The following is a 21,749-nucleotide window of genomic DNA, read 5'->3' on the forward strand; positions in this document are numbered from 1 at the left end:
CGGACAGCGCCGCGACAGCGGGCCGACAGCGGGCGGGCGGATGCTCGTCGCATGACGAATTCCACCTCAGAATGGGCCATCGCGGCCGACGGACTCGTGAAGGTGTTCGGTGAGAACCGCGCAGTCGACGGCGTCGACCTGCGCGTGCCCGCCGGCACCGTCTACGGAGTCCTCGGCCCGAACGGCGCCGGCAAGACCACCACCATCAACATGCTCGCGACACTGATGCGCCCGGACGGCGGCGGCGCCCGCGTCTTCGGCCACGACGTCGTGCGCGAGCCGCACGTCGTCCGCCAGCTCATCGGCGTGACCGGCCAGTTCGCCTCGGTCGACGAGACCCTGTCGGCGAACGAGAATCTCATGATCTTCTCGAGGCTGCTCGGGCTGACACGTGCGGAGGCGCGCGCCAAGTCCGCGGATCTGCTCGACCGGTTCGGGCTCACCGAGGCGGCGCGCCGCCCACTCGCCCAGTTCTCCGGCGGTATGCGCCGTCGCCTCGACCTGGCGGCGTCGCTGATCGCCCAGCCCCCGCTGATCTTCCTCGACGAGCCGACCACCGGGCTCGACCCGCGCACCCGCGGCCAGATGTGGGACACCATCCGCGAACTGGTGCGCACCGGCTCCACGGTCATGCTGACCACTCAGTACCTCGACGAGGCCGACCAGCTGGCCGACCGCATCGCCGTGATCGACCGGGGCCGCGTCGTGGCGGAGGGCACCCCCGACGATCTCAAGGCCTCCGTCGGCGCATCCTCTCTGCAGTTGCGGCTCAGCGAGCCGGCTGACGCCGAGGACGCACTGCGCGCGATCGAGCGGGTGCTCGGCGTGCAGGGTGTGCTCTCCCCCGAAGCCGCGCGCATCACCGCGCCCATGACCGACGCCGATCGGGTCGCGGATCTGCTCATCGTCCTGCGCGAGGCCGGCATCGGCCTCAGCGAGATGAGCGTGCAGAAGCCGACCCTCGACGAGGTCTTCCTCACCATCACCGGTCACTCCGCCGAGGACGAGACCGACGCTCCCGCGGCCACGGCCGCCTCACAGAAGGAGGAGGTGCGCGCATGAGCGCTCTCGCCCCCGCGGCCACCCGCATCATCCCCGCATCCGAACGAAATCTGAAGAACCACGCAGGTCTCGGACTCGCGCTGCGCAACACCCTCACGATGGCAGGGCGCGGCCTCATCAAGATCCGGCGCACACCGGAGCAGCTGATGGATGTCACGCTGCAGCCGATCCTGTTCACTCTGATGTTCACGTACATCTTCGGCGGGGCGATCTCGGGCGACGTGCAGTCGTACCTGCCCGTGATCATCCCCGGCATCCTGGTGCAGACCGTGATCACCACTTCGGTCGTCACGGGCGTGCAGCTGCGGGAGGACATGGACAAGGGCGTGTTCGACCGCTTCCGGTCGCTGCCGATCGCCCGCATCGCGCCGCTCTCGGGCGCGCTGCTCGCCGACACCGTCCGCTACGCGATCGCCACGGTGCTCACGTTCTCCATGGGCGCGCTGATGGGCTTCCGCCCGGGCGGCGGGCTCGGGTCCGTGGTCGCTGCCGGCCTGCTGGTCGTCGTCTGCTCGTGGGCGGTGAGCTGGATCTTCGCGTTCTTCGGGGTGATCGCCCGCACCGCCTCGAGCGTTCAGGGCATCTCGATGATCATCCTGTTCCCCCTGACGTTCCTCTCGAACGCCTTCGTCCCGGTCGACACGATGCCCGACTGGATGCAGTGGTTCGTCAACGTGAACCCCGTCTCGCACCTGGTCACCGCCGTCCGTGATCTCACGTCGACCGGCGCCTTCGGCGTGGATGCGTGGATCTCTCTGCTCGGCGCGGCCGTGATCGTCGCGATCTTCGCGCCGCTCACCGTGCGGGCCTACATGCGCAAGGCCTGACCTTCAGGCGGAAGGGGCGTCCGCCGTCGGCGGGCGTCCCTTCTCCGCACCCGCTTCAGCGGCCGCTGAGCACCGCCAGGCCGCGCTCGACCCGCTGCTCCGGAGCAAGCGCGCCGGCCTCGGCGCGAACCCTCGACACGATGTCGGCGCCTGCGATCCGCTCGGCATCCGCGAGGTGCTCGGTGAGGTCGAGCGTCGGCATGTTCTGCCGACCGCCCAGGACCTCCGCGAGCGCGACCGCCTCGACACCGCGCGCGACCTGCCCGGGGCTGCGGAGCGCCCAGGCCGACCAACCCATAAGTGCGGTGCCGAGCACCGGACGATCCACCCCCTCACGGCGCTGCCGACAGGCGGCGATCGTCCTCGTGCGCAGCCTGCGTTCCCAGACCGCGACCTCGTCGGCGGGCAACCCCAGTGAGCGCACGGCTGCCGCGAGGTAGCCCGACATCGCCATGAGGTACCACGGCGAACGCCGGGTCGTCGGTTCTGCGAACGCACGCATCGCGGCGGCGAAATACTCGGATGCCTTGCCGAGATCGCCGTCCAGCAGGGCGGCCTCGGCAAGACCGTAGACGCCGATGGAGGTGAGCTCCAGGCCGTCCTGACTCAGCCCGCCCTCGTCTACCAGCCGTTGGAAGAGAGGCCTTGCCTCCGCCGTGCGTCGCAGGCAGAGCAGCGCGCCGCCGCGCACCCATTCCTGCTGACTGAGCTGATCCTGCGCGTCGTACTCCCGGAACACCTCGGCCGCGCGGTCCAGCCAGACCAGCGCGTCCTCGGCATCCCCGCTCTGCGCCGCCAGTTGTGCGGCGAGGTCTGCGGCCATGCCCTCGGCCCAGCGCTCGCCGATCCGCCGCGCACGCTCCCAAGCGCTGCGAGCCGCACGCATCGCCGCTTCCGGCTCACCGTCGTTCTCCGCGGCCTGAGACAGGAGGATGTCGGCAGCCAGTTGCGCTCGAGGATCCGTCTCACCCGCGGTGATGTCCGCGGCGCCGGCAGTTCCGCCCCGGGCCGCCACCTCCAGAGCCTCGGCCAGCAGCCGCCAGGCCGGGGCGAGTCGGTCACCGGCCGCGTCTCTGCGCAGACGCAGCAGCGCCAGACCTCGGCCCGCGCTCGGGTCACCGCTGATCATGCACCCGAGCACGCCCATCGCCAGGGCGATGACGACGAGGTCGCTGCCGATGCTGTCGCGCGCCCCCGCGGCCGCGCCGACCATCCGCGGGGCGTAGCCGATGAACTCCGTGAACGAGCCGCGGATGAACCATGACTGGCCGAGCACGGTGAACAGCACGACCGCATCGGCGTCACGGTCTTCGGCGAGGAGATGCCGCAGGACATGCACCAGGTTGTCGTGCTCCCGGCTGACCGACAGATGCTCGGCCGCGGTCAGCCCCGCCGGAAACCGCCTGCTCCCCTCGCCCTGGGCCACGGCGAACGACGTCGCCCAGCTGATGACGGCCTCCCACGCCACGCCCTCGCTTCCGGCTTCCTGGAGTCGCCTCTGGCCGAACTCGCGCACGGTCTCCAGCATCCGGAAACGCACCTCGGCTCCTTCGGGACTCTCGATCACGCCGAGAAGAGAGTGCGAGACCAGCATGTCGAGCACGTCGTCGGCAGGCTCGCCGAGCACCGCCTCGGCGATCGAGGCGGAGAATCCGCCGGGCAGAACCGAGAGCAGAGAGAGCGCGCGCTGGGCTTCGGGCGCGAGCAGATCCCAGCTCCACTCGATCACGGCCTGCAGGGTGCGATGCCGTTCCGGCGCCGTTCTGTCGCCGGTCGTCAGCAGCGCGAAGCGGTTCTCGAGTCGCCGTTCGATCTGCTCCGGCGTCATCGTGCGCACCCGGGCGGCGGCGAGCTCGATGGCCAGCGGCAGTCCGTCGAGGTGGCGGCACAGCCGCGCGACCGTCTCGAGGTCGAGCGTCGCTCCGGGGCGGGCGGCACGCGCCCTCTCGATGAAGAGCCGGACAGCAGGAGCCTCGGGATCGGCGGCGATCGTCAACGGCTCGAGCGGCAGCACCCGCTCGGCGGTGATCGCCAGCGGAGTGCGGCTCGTCGTGACGATCCGCAGCGTCGGCACGGCCGCCAGCAGCTCTGCCGCGCACTGGGCGGCGCCGTCGACGACCTGTTCGCAGTTGTCCAGGACGAGCAGCGTGCGCCGCTCCCCGAGCATCGCGATCACGCGCGCCATCAGATCGGGTCGCGGCACCGCATCGTTCAGCCGGCGACCCGGCGTGATCTCGCTGATGCCGAGGGCAGCGGCGACGGCGATCGGCACCCCCGCATCCTCGCGCACGCCGGCGAGCGGAACGACGACGACCGCCGGCGCATCGGCGTCGAGGGCGATCGCCTGCGCCAGGCGTGTCTTACCCAGGCCTCCGGCGCCGAGGATCGTCAGCAGTCGTGTGCGCGCCAGCAGAGCCTTAGCCTCGCGAAGGGCGTCGTCCCGGCCGATCAGCTCGTTCGGCGCGGCCTGGACGCCGATGCGCATCCGCGGCCCTGGCTGATCCGACGACTGAAGCAGCCGCGCATTGAGCTCGACGGCTGCGGGCGACGGCGAGGTGCCGAGCTCGTCCCGCAGCCGGGTGCGCAGAGCGGCGAAGAGCGAAAGAGCCTCGGGGGTCCGGCCTGCGCGCGCCAGCGACTCCATCAGCGCAACGTGGACGCGGTCGTCGAAAGGACGCTCGTCGGCCAGGACGGTCAGCAGCGCGATGGCCTCGGAATCTCGGCCGGCGTCGGCGTACGCGGTGGCGAGGCCGGAGCGGATCGTGTCGATCAGTGCGGCCGCGGTGCGGGCCAGCTCGCCGGCCACGGGCGCGTCGCCGAGATCGAGCCCTGGCTCGCCGTGCCACAGCGCGACCGCAGATTCGAGCAGATCGATCCGCTGCGACGCCCCGACCGCCCGGTCCGCGGCCGCCGACACGACTTCCCGGGCGCGCTGCAGATCGGTCGCATCAGTGCCCAGGGCATAGCCGCCCGGAGCGCTGCGCACGAGATCCGCGCCGCCGGCCGCCCGCGCTCTCGAGACGAGCGTCTGCAGCGCCGCCTTCGGATTCTGCGGCTGCTCCTCTCCCCAGATGTCGTCGGCGAGGGCCGCGACGGAGCGGACCGAGCCGCTGCCGGTGAGGGTCAGCGCCACCAGAAGAGCGCGCATGGCGACGCCACCCGCATCGCGACCGGCGAGCTGGACGGGGCCGAGCACGCCGACCCGGAAAGTCATGCGTTCGGGCGCAGGCCGAGGTCGATGATGTTCTCCAGGCCGACGACGACACCGCGCGCATCGCGCGCGTAGGGCAGCGCGAGACGGATGCCGGGCGCGTAGGCGGACGCGGAGTCGACGGTGTCATGGATGATGGTCAGCGACTCCCCCGCACCCGACAGGATGACCTCCTGCTTCGCGATGACGCCGGGGCGGCGCAGCGAGTGCACCGGCACACCGGCCACCCGCTGTCCGCGGGCGCGCTGATCGGCGTGGGGCGCGGAGACCGGGCCCTGCCCCGCGCGCGCATCGGCCATCAGCTCCGCGGTGCGCACCGCGGTGCCGCTGGGCGAGTCGATCTTGGTGTCGCGGTGCGCCTCGATGATCTCGGCCGAGGCGAAGAACGGCGCGGCCGCCGCGGCCAGCGCAGAGCCGAGAGCCGAGCCCAGCGAGAAGTTCGGGATGAATACGACGCCGGTGCCCGCGGCATCCACCAGCGGCCGGACGAGAGCGATCCGCTCCTGCGACCATCCGGAGGTGCCGACGAGCACGTTGATGCCGTGCTCGATCGAGGCGCGGACGACCTCGATGCTGACCGACGGGGTCGACGCATCGACGACGAGATCGGCGCCGTCGAGCTCGGAAAGGTCGCTGGACGAGCCCAGCACCCGCCTAACCTCGAAGCCGTCGAGCTCGTCGATCACCGCGCGGATGATGCCGCCGAGCTTGCCGGATCCACCAACGAGGGCAACCTGTGTGGTCATGATTCCAGTTTAGGTATATGACTGCGGTCACGGCTCTGAACCTGCCGTGACCAGCGATAACGTTGCTCCATGGTGACTTTCCGTGCCGTCCCTGCCACAGACCCCTCGGCCGTCGCCGTGCTCACCGACTACTTCGCGATGCGGGCCGCCGCGTTTCCCGGCGAGTACCGCCCGGCGTTCCCTGGTCAGGATGCCTTCCGAGAGCCCGGCGGGGTCTTCCTGCTCGCGCTGGACGACCACGGCGCCGTACTCGGATGCGGCGCCGTCAGACGCCTCGCCGACGGCGACTCCGGCCCGCGCTTCGAGATCAAGCACCTGTTCGTGCAGCCCGCGGAGCGCGGCGCAGGCACCGGTCGCGCGATCCTCGAGGAGCTCGAGCGCCGGGCGGCGAGCTGGGGAGCGACCGAGTTGGTACTCGACACCCACCACACCCTCGAGGCGGCGGGCGGCCTGTACGCCCGCAGCGGGTACGAGCAGATCGAGCCGTACAACGAGAACCCGAACGCGACGCGCTGGTACGGCAAAGCCGTTTCCTGACCCGGCTACCATCGTCCGGTGAGCAGATTCTCCGTCATCCCGGCGTCCTATGTCTTCCTGCGCAGTGACGCGGGCGTGTTGCTGCAGCTGCGGCATAACACCGGATACATGGACGGGATGTGGAGCGCGGGCGCGGCCGGTCACATCGAGCTCGGTGAGACCGCCACCGGTGCGGCCGCGCGCGAGGTCGCCGAGGAGCTCGGCGTCACCGTCGCCCAGGATGATTTCGCCCCTGTCTGCGTGCTCCAGCGCACCGACGGCACCGACGACCCGATCGAGCAGCGGGTCGAGTGGTTCTTCACCGCCGACGTCTGGACGGGCGAGCCCGTGATCCAGGAGTCCGAGAAGTGCGCCGAGCTCCGGTGGTTCGCCCTCGACGCACTGCCCCAGAACATACCCCCGCACGAGCGGCACGCACTGGACTGGTTGCGAGAGCACGCCGAGATCGGCATTCTCGCACTCGGATTCGAGACCGATCAGACCGAGGCGTAGTCGGGCAGGCCGGTGCGCAGCTCCATCGGCAGGTGACCGAGGTCGTTGTGCGTGAGCAGCGACCACGGCCGGCCCTGCTTCTGAGCGATCACCGTCAACCCGCAGTGCGCCTGATTCAGCGTCATCCAGCGCCACTCCGGTGCGCCGAGCACCTCGCGCACGAACCACGAGATCACGAAGTTGTGCGTGATCAGCACCTCGTGGACCTCGCCGTTCTTGCGCATGAGGAACTCGTTCACAGCATCCGACATCTGCGCCTTGCCGGCCTCGACCTCGGCATCCGTGACCGAGCCGAAGAACGGCTCGAACACGGCAGGGGTCTCTTCCGTCATCCCCGTCGGGACGCAGTCGAATAGCAGCGCGGAGGGCTCGGGATCAACCGACGGCAGCCGCGCGGCGACCGCTCGCGCGGTCTCTGCGGCACGCAGGAGAGGCGAGTGCCAGACCGCGTCGAGCGGCAGCCCGGACAGACGATCTGCGATCAGCTCTGCCTGTCGCTGACCTCGCGGCGAGAGGGGTCCGTCGTCGACGCCGTGCTCGGCGTCCTGATGTTCACCGTGTCTGACCAGATAGATGTAATGCGTCACAACCCGCTCGCTTCATGCCCCCTCATCGGGGCACCACCAGCCTATGCCACCCCGCCGACCCCGGACTCCGGACTGAGTCAGCTCGCCGCTCGAGTGAGGTCGGAGATCTGCGCGCGCGACAGCGTCACGCCGGCGCCCTGCATCAGCTCGTCCACCTGCTCGGCCGCGAACGTGTTCACGATCGGCGCGGCGATCGTGCGCTGGGCGAGCAGCCAGGCGATCGACACCGCCGCGACCGGCACGCCGAGCTCCTGCGCCACCAGGTCGAGGGCGCGCAGGATCTTGATGCCGCGCCGGTTCAGGTGGGAGCGGAGCTGCTCGCCACGCACGCCCGTCGCCGACTGCTTGCTGCGGTGCCGCCCCGACAGGAACCCGTGCTCGAGTGCGTGCGATGGGGTGACTGCCAGGTTCTGCGCGCCTGCCACGAGCCGCAGGTCGCCCTCGAAGGGCTCGCGCCGCACGAGATTGTACGGCTCGTCGATGACGTCGATCCGCGGATAGCCGGCGGATGCCAGGATGCGGCCCTCCACCAGGCGCTCGGCGGCGAACCGGAAGGCTCCCACCGATCCGATCTTGCCCGTCTCGCGCAGCCACTCCACCGTGGCGAGGGTGTCCTCGAGGTTGGTGGTCTGGTCGAGGGTGCCGTCCAGATACAGGACATCGATGTGCTCGGTGCCGAGTCGGCCGAGGGATGCCTCGACCGCACGGACCAGGTTGACCGAACCGAGACCGGGATTGTCGGGGTGCGCGCCGACGCGCGCTCCGAGCACGATACGATCGCGCACGCCGCGCGACGACAGCCACTGCCCCACGATGTGCTCGCTGCGACCGCCGGAGTAGCCGTCGGCCGTGTGCACGGCGTTGCCGCCGAACTCGAGGTACCGGTCGAGGATCGCATGGCTGGTGTCGCGGTCGACGTTCCAGCCGAACTCGGCGGCGCCGAGCATGAGCGGGAAGGTGTGCAGTCCCGTCTCCCCCAGTTCGACCCGGATGCTCTCGCCGACACCGGGGCCGACAACGGGGATCGGGGCGGAGGGATGCTCATCGATCCGCTGCGGGGCGCGCTCGGCTTCGGCTGATGTGCCGACGCTGAAAAGACGCATACTCTAAACCCCCGCGGATCCTGCGACCCGTTCGTTTTCAGCACCCCCCGGTGCGTACTTCGAGGGTAAGCGACGATTTCCGCGGCTCCTGCTGATTTCCTGGGAACGGGCGAAATGATGCCGTAACGGTTTGGTCACATCAGATACGACCGAGGTCCGGCCCCGCAAGCGGGACCGGACCTCGTCAGCGGATGCCGGGGCTCAGCCCTCGACGACCTCTTCGACCTTCTCGTCGGCCGCGGCCTCCTCCTCGAGCACGGGCTCGAGGGACAGCTTGCCGCGGTCATCGATCTTGGTGATGCGGACCAGCAGCTTCTGGCCGACCGAGAGCACGTCGTCGACGTTCTCGACGCGCTTGCCACCGGCGAGCTTGCGCACCTCGGTGACGTGCAGCAGGCCGTCCTTGCCGGGCAGCAGCGAGATGAAGGCGCCGAAGGTGGCGATCTTCACGACGGTGCCGAGGAACTGCTCGCCGACCTCCGGGTTGGTGGGGTTGGCGATCGCGTTCACCTGGGCACGAGCAGCCTCGGCCGACGGGCCGTCGGTCGCGCCGATGTAGACGGTGCCGTCCTCCTCGATGGAGATCTGCGCGCCGGTCTCGTCCTGGATCGCGTTGATCGTCTTGCCCTTGGGGCCGATCAGCTCACCGATCTTGTCGACCGGGATCTGCACGCTGATGACGCGCGGCGCGGTCGGCGCCATCTCGTCGGGAGCGTCGATCGCAGCGTTCAGGACGCCGAGGATCGTGAGGCGAGCCTCCTTGGCCTGGGTCAGCGCGCCGGCCAGGACCTCGGACGGGATGCCGTCGAGCTTGGTGTCGAGCTGGATCGCCGTGACGAACTCGCTGGTGCCGGCGACCTTGAAGTCCATGTCGCCGAGCGCGTCCTCCGCACCCAGGATGTCGGTCAGCGCCGCGTAGCGGGTCTGACCGTCGACCTCGTCGGAGACCAGGCCCATGGCGATGCCGGCAACGGGTGCGCGCAGCGGCACACCGGCGTTCAGCAGCGACAGGGTCGAGGCGCAGACCGAGCCCATCGAGGTGGAGCCGTTCGACCCGAGGGCCTCGGAGACCTGACGGATCGCGTAGGGGAACTCCTCGCGGGTGGGCAGCACCGGCACGAGCGCGCGCTCGGCGAGGAAGCCGTGCCCGATCTCGCGACGCTTCGGCGACCCGACGCGGCCGGTCTCACCGGTCGAGTAGGGCGGGAAGTTGTAGTGGTGCATGTAGCGCTTGCTGGTCGTGGGCGACAGCGAGTCGATCTGCTGCTCCATCTTCAGCATGTTCAGCGTGGTGACGCCCATGATCTGGGTCTCACCGCGCTGGAAGATCGCCGAGCCGTGCACGCGCGGGATGACCTGCACCTCGGCGTCGAGCGGACGGATGTCGGCGAGGCCACGACCGTCGATGCGGATGTTCTCGCTGAGGATGCGTCCACGGACGATCTTCTTGGTGACGGCCTTGTAGGCGGCCGAGAACTCCAGGGTCGCGACCGCCTGCAGCTCGCCCGCCTCGACGGCGGCGACCAGCTCGGCGTGGACGCGCTCCTTGATCGCATCGTCAGCGGTCTGACGCTCGATCTTGTCGGCGATCTGGTAGACGCCGACGAGCTCGTCGTAGGCGCGCTTCGCGACGAAGTCGTAGGTCTCCTGCGAGTAGGGCAGGAACACCGGGTAGACGCCCGGCTCCTTCGACGAGTGCGCGGCCAGCTCGGCCTGGGCCTTCACCAGCTGTGCGATGAACGGCTTCGAGGCCTCGAGGCCCTGGGCCACGATCTCCTCGTTCGGCTTGGTGGCGCCGGCCTTGATCAGGTTCCAGCTGCCCTCGGTCGCCTCGGCCTCGACCATCATGATCGCGACGTCCTCGGTGCCATCGGCCTTCGTCACGACGCGACCGGCGACGATCAGGTCGAACACGGCCTCGCTGACCTGCTCGGCGGTCGGGAACGCGACCCACTGGTCGGCGTGCTCGCCGTGGCCGGGGATGAACGCGAGGCGCACACCGGCGACGGGGCCCGAGAACGGCAGACCCGAGATCTGGGTCGACGCGGACGCCGCGTTGATCGCGAGCGCGTCGTAGAACTCACCCGGCGCGATCGAGAGCACCGTGATGACGATCTGGACCTCGTTGCGCAGACCGTCGACGAACGACGGACGCAGCGGGCGGTCGATCAGACGGCAGACCAGGATCGCCTCGGTCGAGGGGCGGCCCTCGCGACGGAAGAACGAGCCGGGGATCTTGCCCGCAGCATAGGAGCGCTCCTCGACGTCGACCGTCAGCGGGAAGAAGTCGAAGCCCTCCCGCGGGTGCTTGCCCGCGCTGGTGGCCGAGAGAAGCATGGTCTCGCCGTCGAGGTAGGCGGCGACTGCGCCCTGAGCCTGCTGCGCGAGGCGGCCGGTCTCGAAGCGGATGGTACGGGTGCCGAAGCGGCCGTTGTCGAGAACGGCCTCGGTGGCGGTGATTTCAGGACCTTCCAAGAGGTCTCTCCTTCTTTGTTTAGACTCGCACGCCCGTCTGGCATGCGAGGACTCACGAAGGAGCGGATGCGGAAAGTCTCGGCGCGCGGGAGAACCCGCGGTTCTCGCCTGCGCTGGTCACCAGTAGAAGACCACCCGACACGCCGCCGGGGAACCCACCACAGGAGACCAGCTTCTCAGCCGACCGCTCCGTGCCTGTATGCAGTTTGAATGGATGCCACAGGCAACCGCATCGAGTCTAGCAGTGCAGCCCGCGGATCACGCCTCCGGCACGTACTCTCCGACGCGGATCCGGCCTCTGCCGATGAACACGTAGTGCGAGCGACGGCACCGACTCGACCTCGCACTCGCCGTGCAGACCGACCGGCCGTCGCTGTGGGTCGTGATCGCCATCGCCGCGGGCAGCGCACTGATGGGCGACGTCGGCTGCTATCTGATCGGACGCACCGTCGGCACCGAGCGGTGGCGGTGGATGCGTCACCCGCGAGTGCGCGCCGCCGTGGGAAGCGCCCGTCGACGGCTGGATCGCGGTACCGCGACCGTGCTGTTCACGGCGCGATTCATCCCTTTCGCCCGTCTGGCCGTGAATCTCGTCGCGGGCGCGGCGCACACTCCACCGGCCCGATACCTGGCTCTGGCGGCCGTCGCCGCAACGGGCTGGGCGGCCTACCAGGCGGCTCTGGGCGCGGCGATCGCACTCGTGCTCCCGGGCGGCCCCGTCGTGACCGTGCTCGTCTCCGCCGGAGCCGCAGTCTGTATCGGCCTGCTCATCGACGCCGCGGTCTCCCGCGCACGCCTTTCCTCACGATCACGCCGTTGATCCGCCCTGCGGGCTAGGCTGGCGCCATGAGTACCGAAGGCAAAGACGCCGCGTCCGAAGAGATGAAGCGCAAGTTCAGAGAGGCGCTCGACAAGAAGAATGCGCACAACCGCTCGGGGCAGGCACACCTCGACGGCGATTCCGCCGTGCACGCCACCGCTGCTCCGCAGATGAAGCGCGAGTTCCGCCGCAAGAGCGGCTGAGCAGAACATCAGCACAGGAGCACGCTCATGACAGACAAGAAGCCCCAGGGGCCCGACGAGGAGAAGGACACCCTTCGCGACGACGAGGCCTTCGAGACGGCGCAGACCGAGGCCGAGCAGCAGCTCGAGATCCGTCGCGGCCTCGGCACCGAGGCGTTCGAGGGCGGCATCGAGGGCTGAACCCTTTCGCCGGCGTGCTGCGGGTCAGCGGATCCGCAGCGCCGCCGGCACTCGAAGCGCGACCGTCCCCACCGAGAGCACGAGCAGCACCGCCGCCCAGAACGTCACCGGCGCGACACCGAAGGTCTGGGCGAATACACCCAGCAGCAGAGAACCGATCGGGATCATCCCGATCGCGAGCTCCTGCAGACCGAGCACGCGCCCGTGCAGCGGCTTGTCGGTGACGATCAGCAGCAGCGTCGTCTGCAGCACACCGAAGGCGGCGCTGGCGAAACCTGCCACTGCCAGCACCACGAATCCGGCCGGCGCCGAGGTGAGCAGCGCGAAGACCGCCCACAGCGCACCCCAGACCATGGTGCCGAACACGAACAGCGCGCCCTTGTTGCGGAAGTCGCCGAGCGAGGCGATCACCACCGACCCGACCAGTCCGCCGATGCCCGCACAGGAGAGCATGACCCCCAGCCCGTCGGCATCCAGGCCGAAGCGCTGATCGGCGAACACCGGCATGAAGGACTGGTAGATCGGCCACAGGAACGTGTTGGCGACCACGGTCACCATGAGCACGCCCACGGCGAGCCTGTTGCGAGCGATCACGCGGAAGCCGTTCACCAGCATCCGCAGCACCGGCTCGGGCTCGGCGTGCGCGACGTGCGGGACCCGACGCAGTGGAACGAGCAGTGCGAAGGAGATGGCGTACCAGGCGGTCGACACCCACAGCGCAGCCGGGGCACCCAGCCCCGCGATCATCGCGCCGCCGATCGCAGGGCCGACTACCTGCGTCATGTTCATCGCCAGCGAGTTCAACGCGTTGGCGTTGGACAGGTTCGCGGGACCGACCAGCTCGAGCGCCAACGAGGCGCGCGCGGTCTGCGACGGCGACTGCGCCAGGCCGATGGCCAGTCCCCCGGCCACCAGGACCCAATAGGACAGCAGTCCGGCGGATGCGAGGAACGAGACGACGGCGATCGACACCGTCGCCCAGCCGCAGGCCAGCAGCAGCAGGCGCACCTTGTCGAACCGGTCGGTGAGCGCGCCGGCGATCGGGCCCAGCAGCAGCGGGGCGAGCCGCACGGCGGTGAACAGGGCGACGAGGAACTCCGAGCCGGTCATCTCGAACGCCATCCAGCCCAGCACGAGCGTCTGTGTCCAGACCCCGCCGAAGAAGAACAGATTCGAGGTCCACAGCAGCTGGAAGTCGCGATTGCCGCGAAGCGAAGAGACCGCCGTGCCGAAGCCGATCCGCTGGGTGGGGCGGGTGTCGGCTTCGGTCACGACGGTCTCCTTCAGTCAGTCCAGACTGAATGGTATACCATTCTGGATCACTCCCCGGCGAGGCCTCCGAGCAGGTGCCCGAAGGAACGCCCCTTTCCGAGGTAGGTCTCCGGATCGAACGGATCGGCATCCGAGGCCGGCTCGCGGCGGGCGACGGCTTCGGCGAGCTCACGCGCGCCGCGCTCGACCCGGGAACTGAGCGGCGCCACGTCGTCGGCGTTCGCACCCCAGTCGCTGGATGCCGCGAAGACACCCGTGGAGACGGGCTCCGCGTGCAGGTAGGTGAACAGCGGCCGGATGGCGTAGTCCACCGCGAGCGAGTGCCGCGCGGTGCCGGCGTTCGCGCCGATCAGCACCGGCTTGCCGGTGAGCGCATCGGGGTCGAGCACGTCGATGAACGACTTGAACAGCCCGGAGTAGCTCGTCGAGAAGATCGGCGTCACCGCGATCAGCGCGTCCGCCGAGACGACGGTGTTGATCGCGGTCTCGAGTGCCGGCGGCGCGAAGCCGGTCAACAGGTTGTTCGTGATGTCGTGCGCCAGGTCGCGCAGTTCGATCACGTCGACCGTCACCGGGATGTCCTGCTCGCGCAGGACCTTCACGGTCTCGGCGGCCAGCCGGTCGGCCAGCATCCGCGTCGAGGACGGGTTCGACAGTCCGGCCGAGATCACGGCGATCCTACGCTCGGTCATCTCAGGCTCCCTTCGTGGCCGCGGCGCCGAACGCCGAGCCGGCAGGGACGGCTCCGCCGTCCTGATAGGGCGATCCGGCGGTGAGGTTGTCGCCGCGGTTCGCACCGGGTCGCGCCTGCCGCGCGGGGCCGTCGCCGTATACCGCCTTGACACGGGCGGCGTGGGTCGGTGCATCCGGCACGTTCGCCGGACGATCCTTCGCGAGCTCCTTCCGGAGCACCGGGACCACTTCGCCGCCGAGCAGATCGATCTGCTCGAGCACGGTCTTCAGCGGCAGACCCGCGTGGTCCATGAGGAACAGCTGGCGCTGGTAGTCGCCGAACGTGTCGCGCATGCCGGCGTAGCGGTCGATGACCTGCTGCGGCGATCCGACGGTCAGCGGCGTCATCTCGGTGAAGTCCTCCATGGACGGGCCGTGTCCGTACACCGGGCCGTTGTCGAAGTACGGCCGGAACTCGTTCACGGCGTCCTGCGACTTCGGGCGGATGAACGCCTGCCCGCCGAGACCGACGATCGCGGTCTCGGGTGCGCCGTGCCCGTAGTGCGCCCAGCGCTGGCGGTACAGCTCGATGAGGCGCTGGTAGTGCTCCTTGGGCCAGAAGATGTTGTTCGCGAAGAAACCGTCCCCGTAGTACGCGGCCTGCTCGGCGATCTCGGGCGTGCGGATCGAGCCGTGCCAGACGAACGGCTTGATGCCATCGAGCGGGCGCGGGGTCGAGGTGAAGCCCTGCAGCGGGGTGCGGAACTTGCCCTCCCAGTCCACGACGTCCTTGGTCCACAGCTCGTTCAGCAGTGCGTAGTTCTCGATGGCGAGCGGCAGGCCCTGACGGATGTCCTGACCGAACCAGGGGTACACCGGCCCGGTGTTGCCGCGGCCCATCATCAGGTCCATGCGACCACCCGAGAGGTGCTGCAGCATCGCGTACTCCTCGGCGATGCGCACCGGGTCGTTCGTGGTGATCAGCGTCGTCGATGTCGAGACGATCAGGCGCTCTGTCTGCGCGGCGATGTACGCCAGCAGCGTGGTCGGGCTCGAGGAGAAGAACGGCGGGTTGTGGTGCTCGCCGATGGCGAAGACGTCGAGCCCCGCCTCCTCGGCGTGCTTGGCGATGGTGACCGCAGCCTGGATGCGCTCCGCCTCGCTCGGAGTGACGCCCGTGGTCGGGTCCTGCGTGATGTCGCTCACCGACATGAGGCCGAACTGCATACCGCTCTGTTCGTTCACGATTTCTCTCCAGATCGGGATGCCGTGGCATCCGTTGTTTATTCAAGTGAATGTATCTCGTACAACGCCCAGACCGCAAACATATTCCCGCAGGTAGCCTCGACAGATGAGCAGTGCCGCAGTACCCCCCGTTCGTGCCCGAAGAAGAGTCCCTTTCTGGGACAACGCCCGTTTCGCCTGCATCGTGCTGGTGGTCCTCGGACACGGCATCCAGCGGCTGATCTACGACTCCGACATCTCGTACGCCTTCTACCTGACGATCTACGCCTTCCACATGCCGGCGTTCGCGATCATCTCGGGCTACTTCTCGAAGGCCGCCAGCCCCACGCGGCGCCAGATGGCGCGGGTGATCACGGACATCCTCCTCCCCTATGTGATCTTCGAGGGCCTGTGGGCACTGACGAAGTGGCTGGTCGAGGGCCAGGCGGACCCGAACCTGACCCAGCCGTCGTGGACGCTGTGGTTCCTGCTCGCCCTCGGCATCTTCCGGCTGGTGCTGCCCTACCTGGCGCTGCTGCGCTGGCCGCTGCTGTGGGCGTTCGTGATCTCGATCGGTGTCGGATACATGACGAACGTGGACAGCACGTTCTCGTTGTCCCGCACCCTCGGCCTGATGTTCTTCTTCACCCTGGGGTGGTGGCTGCGCGAGCACGACATCGTGCGGCGCTTCCAGCTCATCGAGTTCCGCCCCTGGTGGCTGCGCGTCTGCGCGATCGCCGCGCTGGGCGCCTGGGCGTTCGTGTGCTGGCGCTGGCTGCCGTTCTGGGACGATGTCGACCTGCGCTTCTGGTTCTTCTACGACGACTCGTACGCCGGTCTCGCAGCCGACCAGTGGTGGGCCGGCGGCATCCGCATCGCGCTGATGGCGCTCGCCATCGTGCTGAGCGCGGCGTTCTTCGTGCTCATCCCCCGCCGCGCCACCTGGTGGACCCACTTCGGGCAGTACACGATGTACGTCTACCTGCTGCACTCCTTCGTGCTGTACCCGTTCCGGGAATCCGGCATCCTGCGCGGGCTCGACCCGACCTGGATCTGGCTGCCGCTGATCACCGTCGTCGCGGTCCTGATCGCGTTCGGGCTCTCGACCAGGCCGGTGCGGCGGGTGTTCCGCCCGCTCATCGAGCCGCGCCCGCGTTGGCTGTTCGCCGATCCGGCCCTGGTATCGGCGGAGGATCACCGCAGCGACCCCACTGGCTCGCGCCGGCGCCGCGAGTAGAGGCAGAAGCAGAAGGCGCCCGCCCCGGTCGGGGACGGGCGCCTTCTGCGATGGGGCAGATCAGGCGGCGGGCTCCTCGTGATCTGTGGGGGTGTGGATGATGTCGAAGTACACCTCGGTGTTCTCCGGGTCGGGGAACACGCGGTAGGTGAACTCCTCGTCGGTCAGCGTGACGATGTCGGAGTCGCGCTCGAACAGCACCTCGCCGGCGTCGTCCTTCGCGACGATGTGACGGGTCTTGCCGTCCTCGGTCACCGTCCAGTCGCCCTGCATCTTCGGGGAGTCGTCGAGGTTGTACATCGTGAACGACCCGCCGTCCTTGAAGTACGCCCAGCCGACGAAGTTCTTCACGTTCTCGTCGTCGAGGGCGACGTCGGCGCCCGCGGCGTCGGTCGCGCCGCTGGTCTCCCACGCGGTCGACGAGAGCACGTCCGACGGAGTCTGCGCGGCGACCTCCTCGGAAGCCGCGGAGCTGGATGCGGGGGCGCCGGCGGGCTCGGTCGGGGCTGCGGTGCAGCCGGCGAGCAGCCCCAGGGCGACGAACGCCGAGGCGGTCAGCATGATGGTCCTCATGGGCTTCTTGAGCGTCATGTCCATGTCCTTCTTTTCGTGATCGCAGCGGGCCGGACGAGATGTCACGACCTGTCGCATCCATCGTCATCGGGAACACCGGGACGGCTCATCGGCCGGCAGGGTGCGAAGCGATAGCCGATCGGATGATGCCCGACGCCCGCTCACCCTGCGAACCTGGACTGTCCCCGATCCCAGGAGAGACCCGATGAACCCCCGCTCCACCCGTCCCGACCGCCGCCGACCGGCCGCGAAGCTCGCCGGTCTCGCGGCCGGCCTGATCGCCGCCCTCTCCCTCGTCGGCCTGACCGCCTGCACGTCCGTCGCGTTGTCCGACTCCGCCACGTCCGACGACGCCACGGCGGCACTGTGGCAGGCGGTCGGCGACGGTGACGCCGCCGCGGTCCGTGAGGCGATCGACGACGGCGCCGACCTCGAATGGCGCGGTGACGGCGATGCCACTCCCCTGGTCGCCGCGACCAAGGAGGAGCAGACCGACATCGCGCTCATCCTGCTCGACGCCGGAGCGGACCCGAACGCGAAGGACGACATCGAGGACTCCGCGTTCCTGTACGCCGGCGCCGAGGGGCTGGACGAGATCCTGACCGCCGCCATCGAGCACGGCGCCGACGTGAAGAGCACCAATCGCTACGGAGGGACCGCGCTGATCCCGGCCGGCGAGCACGGCCGGGTGTCGACGACGAAGATCCTCATCGAGGCCGGCGTGCCGCTCGACCACGTGAACGATCTGGGCTGGACGGCGCTGCTCGAGGCTATCGTGCTCGGCGACGGGTCGGAAGACCATGTCGAGACGATCCGCCTGCTGCTCGAGGCAGGCGCCGACCCGAGCATCGCGGACGGCAACGGCGCGCTGCCTCGCGAGCTCGCCCAGCAGGCCGGCTACGACGAGATCGTCACCCTGATCGACGCGGCGTCCTGAGCCCGCCTGCGGGCTACGCGAACAGCGGAGCCCCCACGTAGGAGCCCGCTGCAGCTCCGGGCGGGATCGCCCACAGCCCGGAGCCGACGTGGCGGACGTACTCGTTCATCAGGTCGGTGGAGAGACTGCGCTGCAGAGTGATGAACTGCGCAGGATCCCGCTGGTACGACAGGAAGAACAGCCCGGCGTCGAGACGACCCAGCTCGTTGTTGCCGCCGACGTAGTTGAAGCCGCGGCGCAGGATGCGGGTGCCGCCGTTCGAGTCCGGATGCGCGAGCCGAACGTGGCTGCGCGCGTCGAGCCCTGAGAGCTTCGGCTCGGTGAACTCGGTGCCGCCGGACAGCGGCGCTCCCTCGCCCTTGTCGCGCCCGAACGTGCGCTCCTGCTCGGAGAGCCGCACCCGATCCCAGGTCTCGATGATCATCGCGATCTTCCGCGCGACGAGGTACGAGCCGCCGGCGAGCCAGGCCGGCTCGTCGGACGCCGCCACCCACACGCTCTTGTCGAGAGCGGCGGTGTCGTCGGCGAGGATGTTCGCCGTGCCGTCCTTGAACCCGAACAGGTTGCGCGGGGTCTGCTGGTCGGATGTGGTGCGTGACGTCTTCCCGTAGCCGAGCTGGGACCAGCGCAGCCGCGCCCGCCCGAAGGCGATCCGGCTCAGGTTGCGCACCGCGTGCACGGCGACCTGCGGGTCGTCCGCGCACACCTGGATGCACAGATCGCCGTCCGAGGACTCCGGCGCGAGGTCGTCGCCGAGGAACGCCGGCAGCCGCTCGAGCGCGGCGGGGCGCTGGTCCTGGATCCCGTACCGGTCCTCGCCGTCCTTCTCGAACAGCGTGGGGCCGAATCCGATCGTTACCGTGAGCCCGTTCGCGGGCAGCCCCTGCGCCTCACCGGTGTCATCCGGGGGCGACTCCGGCGATCCGCCCACCGCACCGGTGGCCGAGACGTCGAGCCCCTGCGTGATCCGCGATGCGGCGTAGGACCAGTCCTGCAGCAGTTCGACCAGGTCGGCGCGATCGGTGCGCGGCATCATGTCGAAGGACGCGAAGTGCAGGTGCTCCTGCACCGGCGTGATGATGCCCGCCTGGTGCGCGCCGAAGAACTCGTACGGCGCCTCATCGTCGGGACCGCGCGGGGATGCCGCGACCGCGTATCCTGCTCCGGCACCCACCGCGAGCGCCGCGGCGCCGCCACCCACGGCCAGGCCGAGCAGGCCGCGCCTGCTCAGGCCCCGCCGCGCACCGGCATCCGGAGCATCCGCCGCGGGTTCCGCGCTCTCCTGCTCTGTCATGTCAGACCTGCCTGCGCTCAGGAGAGGGTCGTGCCGGTGAGCTGCGAGAGCGGCTCGGCGAGCGAATTGATCAGGTCGACGAGCTCGCGCTTCTGAGCGTCGGTCAGCTTCTTGAAGTCGACGAAGCCGGCCTTCAGCGAGCCGTGCTGCGCGAGCGCGGTCTCGAGGTCGGCGTAACCGGTCTCGATCCGCTTCACCAGCGCGGCGCCGTCCTTGCCCTGGGCCGCGGCGAACTCGCTCACCAGCGAGAACGCCATCTTCGATCCCTCGACGTTCGCGGCGAAGTCGTTCAGGTCGGTGCCCGACCACCAGTCCTCCTCGCCGGTGATCTTGCCGGTCGCGACCTCGTCCAGCAGCGCGATCGCGCCGTTCGAGACGCCGGAGATGCCCTGGTCCTCGAGGTTCTTCACGAAGTCATCGGAGTGCACGTAGTCGTACAGCTCCTGCACGTCGGCGATCAGCTGGTCGCCGTAGTCCGCTCGCTCGGCCGTCGTCGACGGCGCCCAGTCCTTCCAGGCCGAGGTCTCGTGATCGGCGTTCAGCGCGTCCTTGGCGGGGGCCCACAGGTCCTTCTCGATGCGGTGGAACCCGGTCCAGTCCAGCCCCTCGGCGACGGCGTCGACCTCGCGGTAGTCGATCCGCGGGTCGAGGTCGCCGAGCGCCTCGGCCACCGGCTCGATGCGCTCATAGGACGCGCGGGCGGTCGGGAACAGCTGCCGCGCCTTCGCGTCGTCGCCGTTCTCGTAGGCGGTGACGAACTCGTCGACGGCCGGCACCAGCTGGCCGACCTGGTCCTTCACGAAGGCGGCGTAGAGGTCGACGGCCTTCTTCTTCTGCGCGGCATCCGGCCCGTCAACGGCGACCCGGTCACCGGTGACGGTGAACGCCGCCTTGCCCACACCGTCACCGACCATGCCGGGCTTGCACACGGTGAAGTACTTGCCCGGCTGAACGGTGACCGTCAGTGCGCGCGAGGCGGACGGCGCGACGTTCTCGACCTCGCCCACGATCCGCAGCCCGTCATCGGCGAGCAGGTAGAACTCGGTCACCTGATCGCCGCCGTTGGTGATGTCGAAGGTCAGCGTGCCGCTCTTGGCGGTGTCCGTCGAGACGGCGCACTCCGACCCCGTGGACGAGACCGTGAAGGCGGCGGAGGGGTCGGCGTCGGCCTTGGCCACGCAGCCGCTGAGCAGGAGCGCGGCCGCACCGGTGGCGGCGATGGCGCCGAGGACGCGGGAGGAGGAGGTCATGCTGTTCCTTCAGAAGTCGTGACGGGAAGTGCGGATGCCGGGGAGGACGCCGCGGATGCGGCATCCGCGCGGGCGGTGGTCTGTGCGGGCGCGGCTGCGGAGTCGGCGGCATCCGCCTTCTTCGCAGCGCGACGGCGCGGCAGGCCGCGCAGGAAGAACGTGCCGACGATGACGATGTACAGCAGCCACGCGATGACCTGCAGCCAGGTCATCCGCGGCATGAAGCCGACGATGGCCTGCAGGATGGTGGCCACCGTGCTGTCGGGGGCGATGGCCCCGCTGAGGTCGAAGGCCCAGCCGAACGGGAATGCGGCGAACCCGACGGCGACGGCGCCCGTGGCGGGATCCACCGGCGCGGCTGCGGTGAACGGGCCCGGCAGTGCGCCGGCCTCCTGCAGGTCCATGATCGCGTAGGCGAGCACCCCCGCGGCGACGATCACGAGGAACCCGCCCGTCCAGGCGAAGAAGCGGCGCAGGTCGAGCCTGACAGCGCCTCGGGCCAGCAGCCAGCCGACCACGACGGCGATGGCCAGGCCGATCAGTGCGCCCAGCAGCGCGGCGGGTGCGCTGCCGAAGGACTGCACCATGGACCACAGCAGCAGCGTGGTCTCGATGCCCTCGCGCGCCACGGAGACGAAGCCGATCGCGATCAGCGCCCACAGGCCGCCCTTGGCGATGGCGCGGTCGAGGCCGCCCTCGAGTGTGGCCTTCATCGTGCGCCCGGCCTTCTGCATCCAGAAGATCATCCAGGTGACCATCGCGACGGCGAACAGCGAGAGGAGGCCGCCGATGAGTTCCTGCGCACCCGGCGCGAGCGAGTACGCGCCGAACGTGAGCACGGCGCCGATGCCGAGCGCCAGCGCGACGGCCAGGCCGATGCCTGCCCACATCTTGGGGAGCACGTCGGTGCGGCCGATCCGTTTGAGGTAGGCGACGAGGATGCCGACGACCAGCGCGGCTTCAAGGCCTTCACGCAGGCCGATGAGGAGTGATGCGAACACGCGGGGCGACTCCGAGGACGGGTGAAAGTAAGGAATGCCTTACCTA

At 69.4% G+C, this 21,749-nt stretch carries 21 protein-coding genes; 9 read left to right on the plus strand and 12 right to left on the minus strand.

Annotated elements, in window-relative coordinates; translation table 11 throughout:
- Positions 1-51 precede the first annotated feature (51 nt).
- Both ACFVAE_RS03945 and ACFVAE_RS03950 read left to right on the plus strand, forming a co-directional pair.
- Complete coding sequence (locus ACFVAE_RS03945) at positions 52-1,062, plus strand: ATP-binding cassette domain-containing protein (RefSeq protein WP_378888107.1); 1,011 nt, start codon at positions 52-54, stop codon at positions 1,060-1,062.
- Entirely contained in the window at positions 1,059-1,889 is an 831-nt protein-coding gene (locus ACFVAE_RS03950) for an ABC transporter permease (protein ID WP_378888110.1), read from the plus strand. Before ACFVAE_RS03945 ends, ACFVAE_RS03950 begins: the two co-directional genes overlap by 4 nt.
- Positions 1,890-1,944: 55 nt before the next feature.
- Here ACFVAE_RS03950 and ACFVAE_RS03955 read toward each other — a convergent pair whose 3' ends face one another.
- Positions 1,945-5,103 carry an ATP-binding protein gene (locus ACFVAE_RS03955; protein ID WP_378888113.1) on the minus strand — a complete coding sequence of 1,053 codons (3,159 nt, stop codon included), beginning with the start codon at positions 5,101-5,103 and terminating at the stop codon, positions 1,945-1,947.
- Positions 5,100-5,846: a 4-hydroxy-tetrahydrodipicolinate reductase gene (gene dapB / locus ACFVAE_RS03960; protein ID WP_378888116.1), complete on the minus strand. Its 747-nt coding sequence runs from the start codon at positions 5,844-5,846 to the stop codon at positions 5,100-5,102. Before dapB ends, ACFVAE_RS03955 begins: the two co-directional genes overlap by 4 nt.
- A gap of 69 nt (positions 5,847-5,915) precedes the next feature.
- On the opposite strand from dapB, the gene ACFVAE_RS03965 reads away from it, so the two are divergent.
- On the plus strand, positions 5,916-6,383 hold the full coding sequence (locus ACFVAE_RS03965) for a GNAT family N-acetyltransferase (RefSeq protein ID WP_378888119.1): 468 nt from the start codon (positions 5,916-5,918) through the stop codon (positions 6,381-6,383).
- Between the two features lie 18 nt (positions 6,384-6,401).
- Entirely contained in the window at positions 6,402-6,875 is a 474-nt protein-coding gene (locus tag ACFVAE_RS03970; RefSeq protein WP_378888122.1) for an NUDIX domain-containing protein, read from the plus strand.
- On the opposite strand, the gene ACFVAE_RS03975 is transcribed toward ACFVAE_RS03970, so the two are convergent.
- The 3 genes from ACFVAE_RS03975 to ACFVAE_RS03985 form a co-directional block, all read right to left on the minus strand.
- Entirely contained in the window at positions 6,860-7,462 is a 603-nt protein-coding gene (locus tag ACFVAE_RS03975) for a histidine phosphatase family protein (protein ID WP_378888125.1), read from the minus strand. The genes ACFVAE_RS03970 and ACFVAE_RS03975 overlap by 16 nt on opposite strands.
- A gap of 77 nt (positions 7,463-7,539) precedes the next feature.
- Entirely contained in the window at positions 7,540-8,565 is a 1,026-nt protein-coding gene (locus ACFVAE_RS03980) for an aldo/keto reductase (protein ID WP_378888128.1), read from the minus strand.
- 201 nt (positions 8,566-8,766) lie between these two features.
- Positions 8,767-11,040: a polyribonucleotide nucleotidyltransferase gene (locus tag ACFVAE_RS03985; RefSeq protein WP_378888130.1), complete on the minus strand. Its 2,274-nt coding sequence runs from the start codon at positions 11,038-11,040 to the stop codon at positions 8,767-8,769.
- A gap of 352 nt (positions 11,041-11,392) precedes the next feature.
- Between ACFVAE_RS03985 and ACFVAE_RS03990 the strand changes: the two genes are divergently transcribed.
- Genes ACFVAE_RS03990 through ACFVAE_RS04000 form a run of 3 tightly spaced genes read left to right on the plus strand, consistent with a single transcriptional unit; the run spans position 11,393 to position 12,243 of the window.
- Complete coding sequence (locus ACFVAE_RS03990; RefSeq protein ID WP_378888132.1) at positions 11,393-11,860, plus strand: DedA family protein; 468 nt, start codon at positions 11,393-11,395, stop codon at positions 11,858-11,860.
- Between the two features lie 26 nt (positions 11,861-11,886).
- Positions 11,887-12,063, plus strand: coding sequence for a DUF5302 domain-containing protein (locus ACFVAE_RS03995; RefSeq protein ID WP_378888134.1), 177 nt, complete (start codon positions 11,887-11,889; stop codon positions 12,061-12,063).
- A 27-nt stretch (positions 12,064-12,090) separates the two neighbouring features.
- Complete coding sequence (locus ACFVAE_RS04000) at positions 12,091-12,243, plus strand: hypothetical protein (RefSeq protein WP_378888136.1); 153 nt, start codon at positions 12,091-12,093, stop codon at positions 12,241-12,243.
- Positions 12,244-12,267: 24 nt separating this feature from the next.
- On the opposite strand, the gene ACFVAE_RS04005 is transcribed toward ACFVAE_RS04000, so the two are convergent.
- From ACFVAE_RS04005 to ACFVAE_RS04015, 3 genes are read right to left on the minus strand one after another with little or no spacing between them, the layout of a single operon-like run.
- A complete protein-coding gene (locus tag ACFVAE_RS04005; RefSeq protein ID WP_378888137.1) occupies positions 12,268-13,515 on the minus strand; it encodes an MFS transporter in 1,248 nt (415 codons plus the stop codon).
- 47 nt (positions 13,516-13,562) lie between these two features.
- Positions 13,563-14,207: an FMN reductase gene (locus ACFVAE_RS04010; RefSeq protein ID WP_378888138.1), complete on the minus strand. Its 645-nt coding sequence runs from the start codon at positions 14,205-14,207 to the stop codon at positions 13,563-13,565.
- Between the two features lies 1 nt (position 14,208).
- Positions 14,209-15,414 carry an LLM class flavin-dependent oxidoreductase gene (locus ACFVAE_RS04015; RefSeq protein ID WP_378890477.1) on the minus strand — a complete coding sequence of 402 codons (1,206 nt, stop codon included), beginning with the start codon at positions 15,412-15,414 and terminating at the stop codon, positions 14,209-14,211.
- Between the two features lie 124 nt (positions 15,415-15,538).
- Here ACFVAE_RS04015 and ACFVAE_RS04020 point away from each other — a divergent pair, with 124 nt between their 5' ends.
- Positions 15,539-16,648 carry an acyltransferase family protein gene (locus tag ACFVAE_RS04020; protein WP_378888139.1) on the plus strand — a complete coding sequence of 370 codons (1,110 nt, stop codon included), beginning with the start codon at positions 15,539-15,541 and terminating at the stop codon, positions 16,646-16,648.
- A gap of 60 nt (positions 16,649-16,708) precedes the next feature.
- Here ACFVAE_RS04020 and ACFVAE_RS04025 read toward each other — a convergent pair whose 3' ends face one another.
- A complete protein-coding gene (locus ACFVAE_RS04025) occupies positions 16,709-17,239 on the minus strand; it encodes a DUF4822 domain-containing protein (protein ID WP_378888140.1) in 531 nt (176 codons plus the stop codon).
- A gap of 187 nt (positions 17,240-17,426) precedes the next feature.
- Between ACFVAE_RS04025 and ACFVAE_RS04030 the strand changes: the two genes are divergently transcribed.
- Positions 17,427-18,158 carry an ankyrin repeat domain-containing protein gene (locus tag ACFVAE_RS04030; RefSeq protein WP_378888141.1) on the plus strand — a complete coding sequence of 244 codons (732 nt, stop codon included), beginning with the start codon at positions 17,427-17,429 and terminating at the stop codon, positions 18,156-18,158.
- Positions 18,159-18,171: 13 nt separating this feature from the next.
- Here ACFVAE_RS04030 and efeB read toward each other — a convergent pair whose 3' ends face one another.
- Genes efeB through efeU form a run of 3 tightly spaced genes read right to left on the minus strand, consistent with a single transcriptional unit; the run spans position 18,172 to position 21,703 of the window.
- Positions 18,172-19,452, minus strand: a complete 1,281-nt coding sequence (gene efeB, locus ACFVAE_RS04035) for an iron uptake transporter deferrochelatase/peroxidase subunit (RefSeq protein WP_378888142.1) — start codon at positions 19,450-19,452, stop codon at positions 18,172-18,174.
- A gap of 17 nt (positions 19,453-19,469) precedes the next feature.
- The gene (efeO, locus tag ACFVAE_RS04040; protein ID WP_378888144.1) at positions 19,470-20,702 is read right to left on the minus strand and encodes an iron uptake system protein EfeO; all 1,233 of its coding nucleotides are present in this window, start codon (positions 20,700-20,702) and stop codon (positions 19,470-19,472) included.
- Positions 20,699-21,703 carry an iron uptake transporter permease EfeU gene (gene efeU / locus ACFVAE_RS04045; RefSeq protein WP_378888145.1) on the minus strand — a complete coding sequence of 335 codons (1,005 nt, stop codon included), beginning with the start codon at positions 21,701-21,703 and terminating at the stop codon, positions 20,699-20,701. Before efeU ends, efeO begins: the two co-directional genes overlap by 4 nt.
- Between the last annotated feature and the right edge of the window lie 46 nt (positions 21,704-21,749).

This window comes from Microbacterium sp. NPDC057659, from assembly GCF_042799915.1.
In the GTDB taxonomy this organism is placed as follows: Bacteria; Actinomycetota; Actinomycetes; order Actinomycetales; family Microbacteriaceae; genus Microbacterium.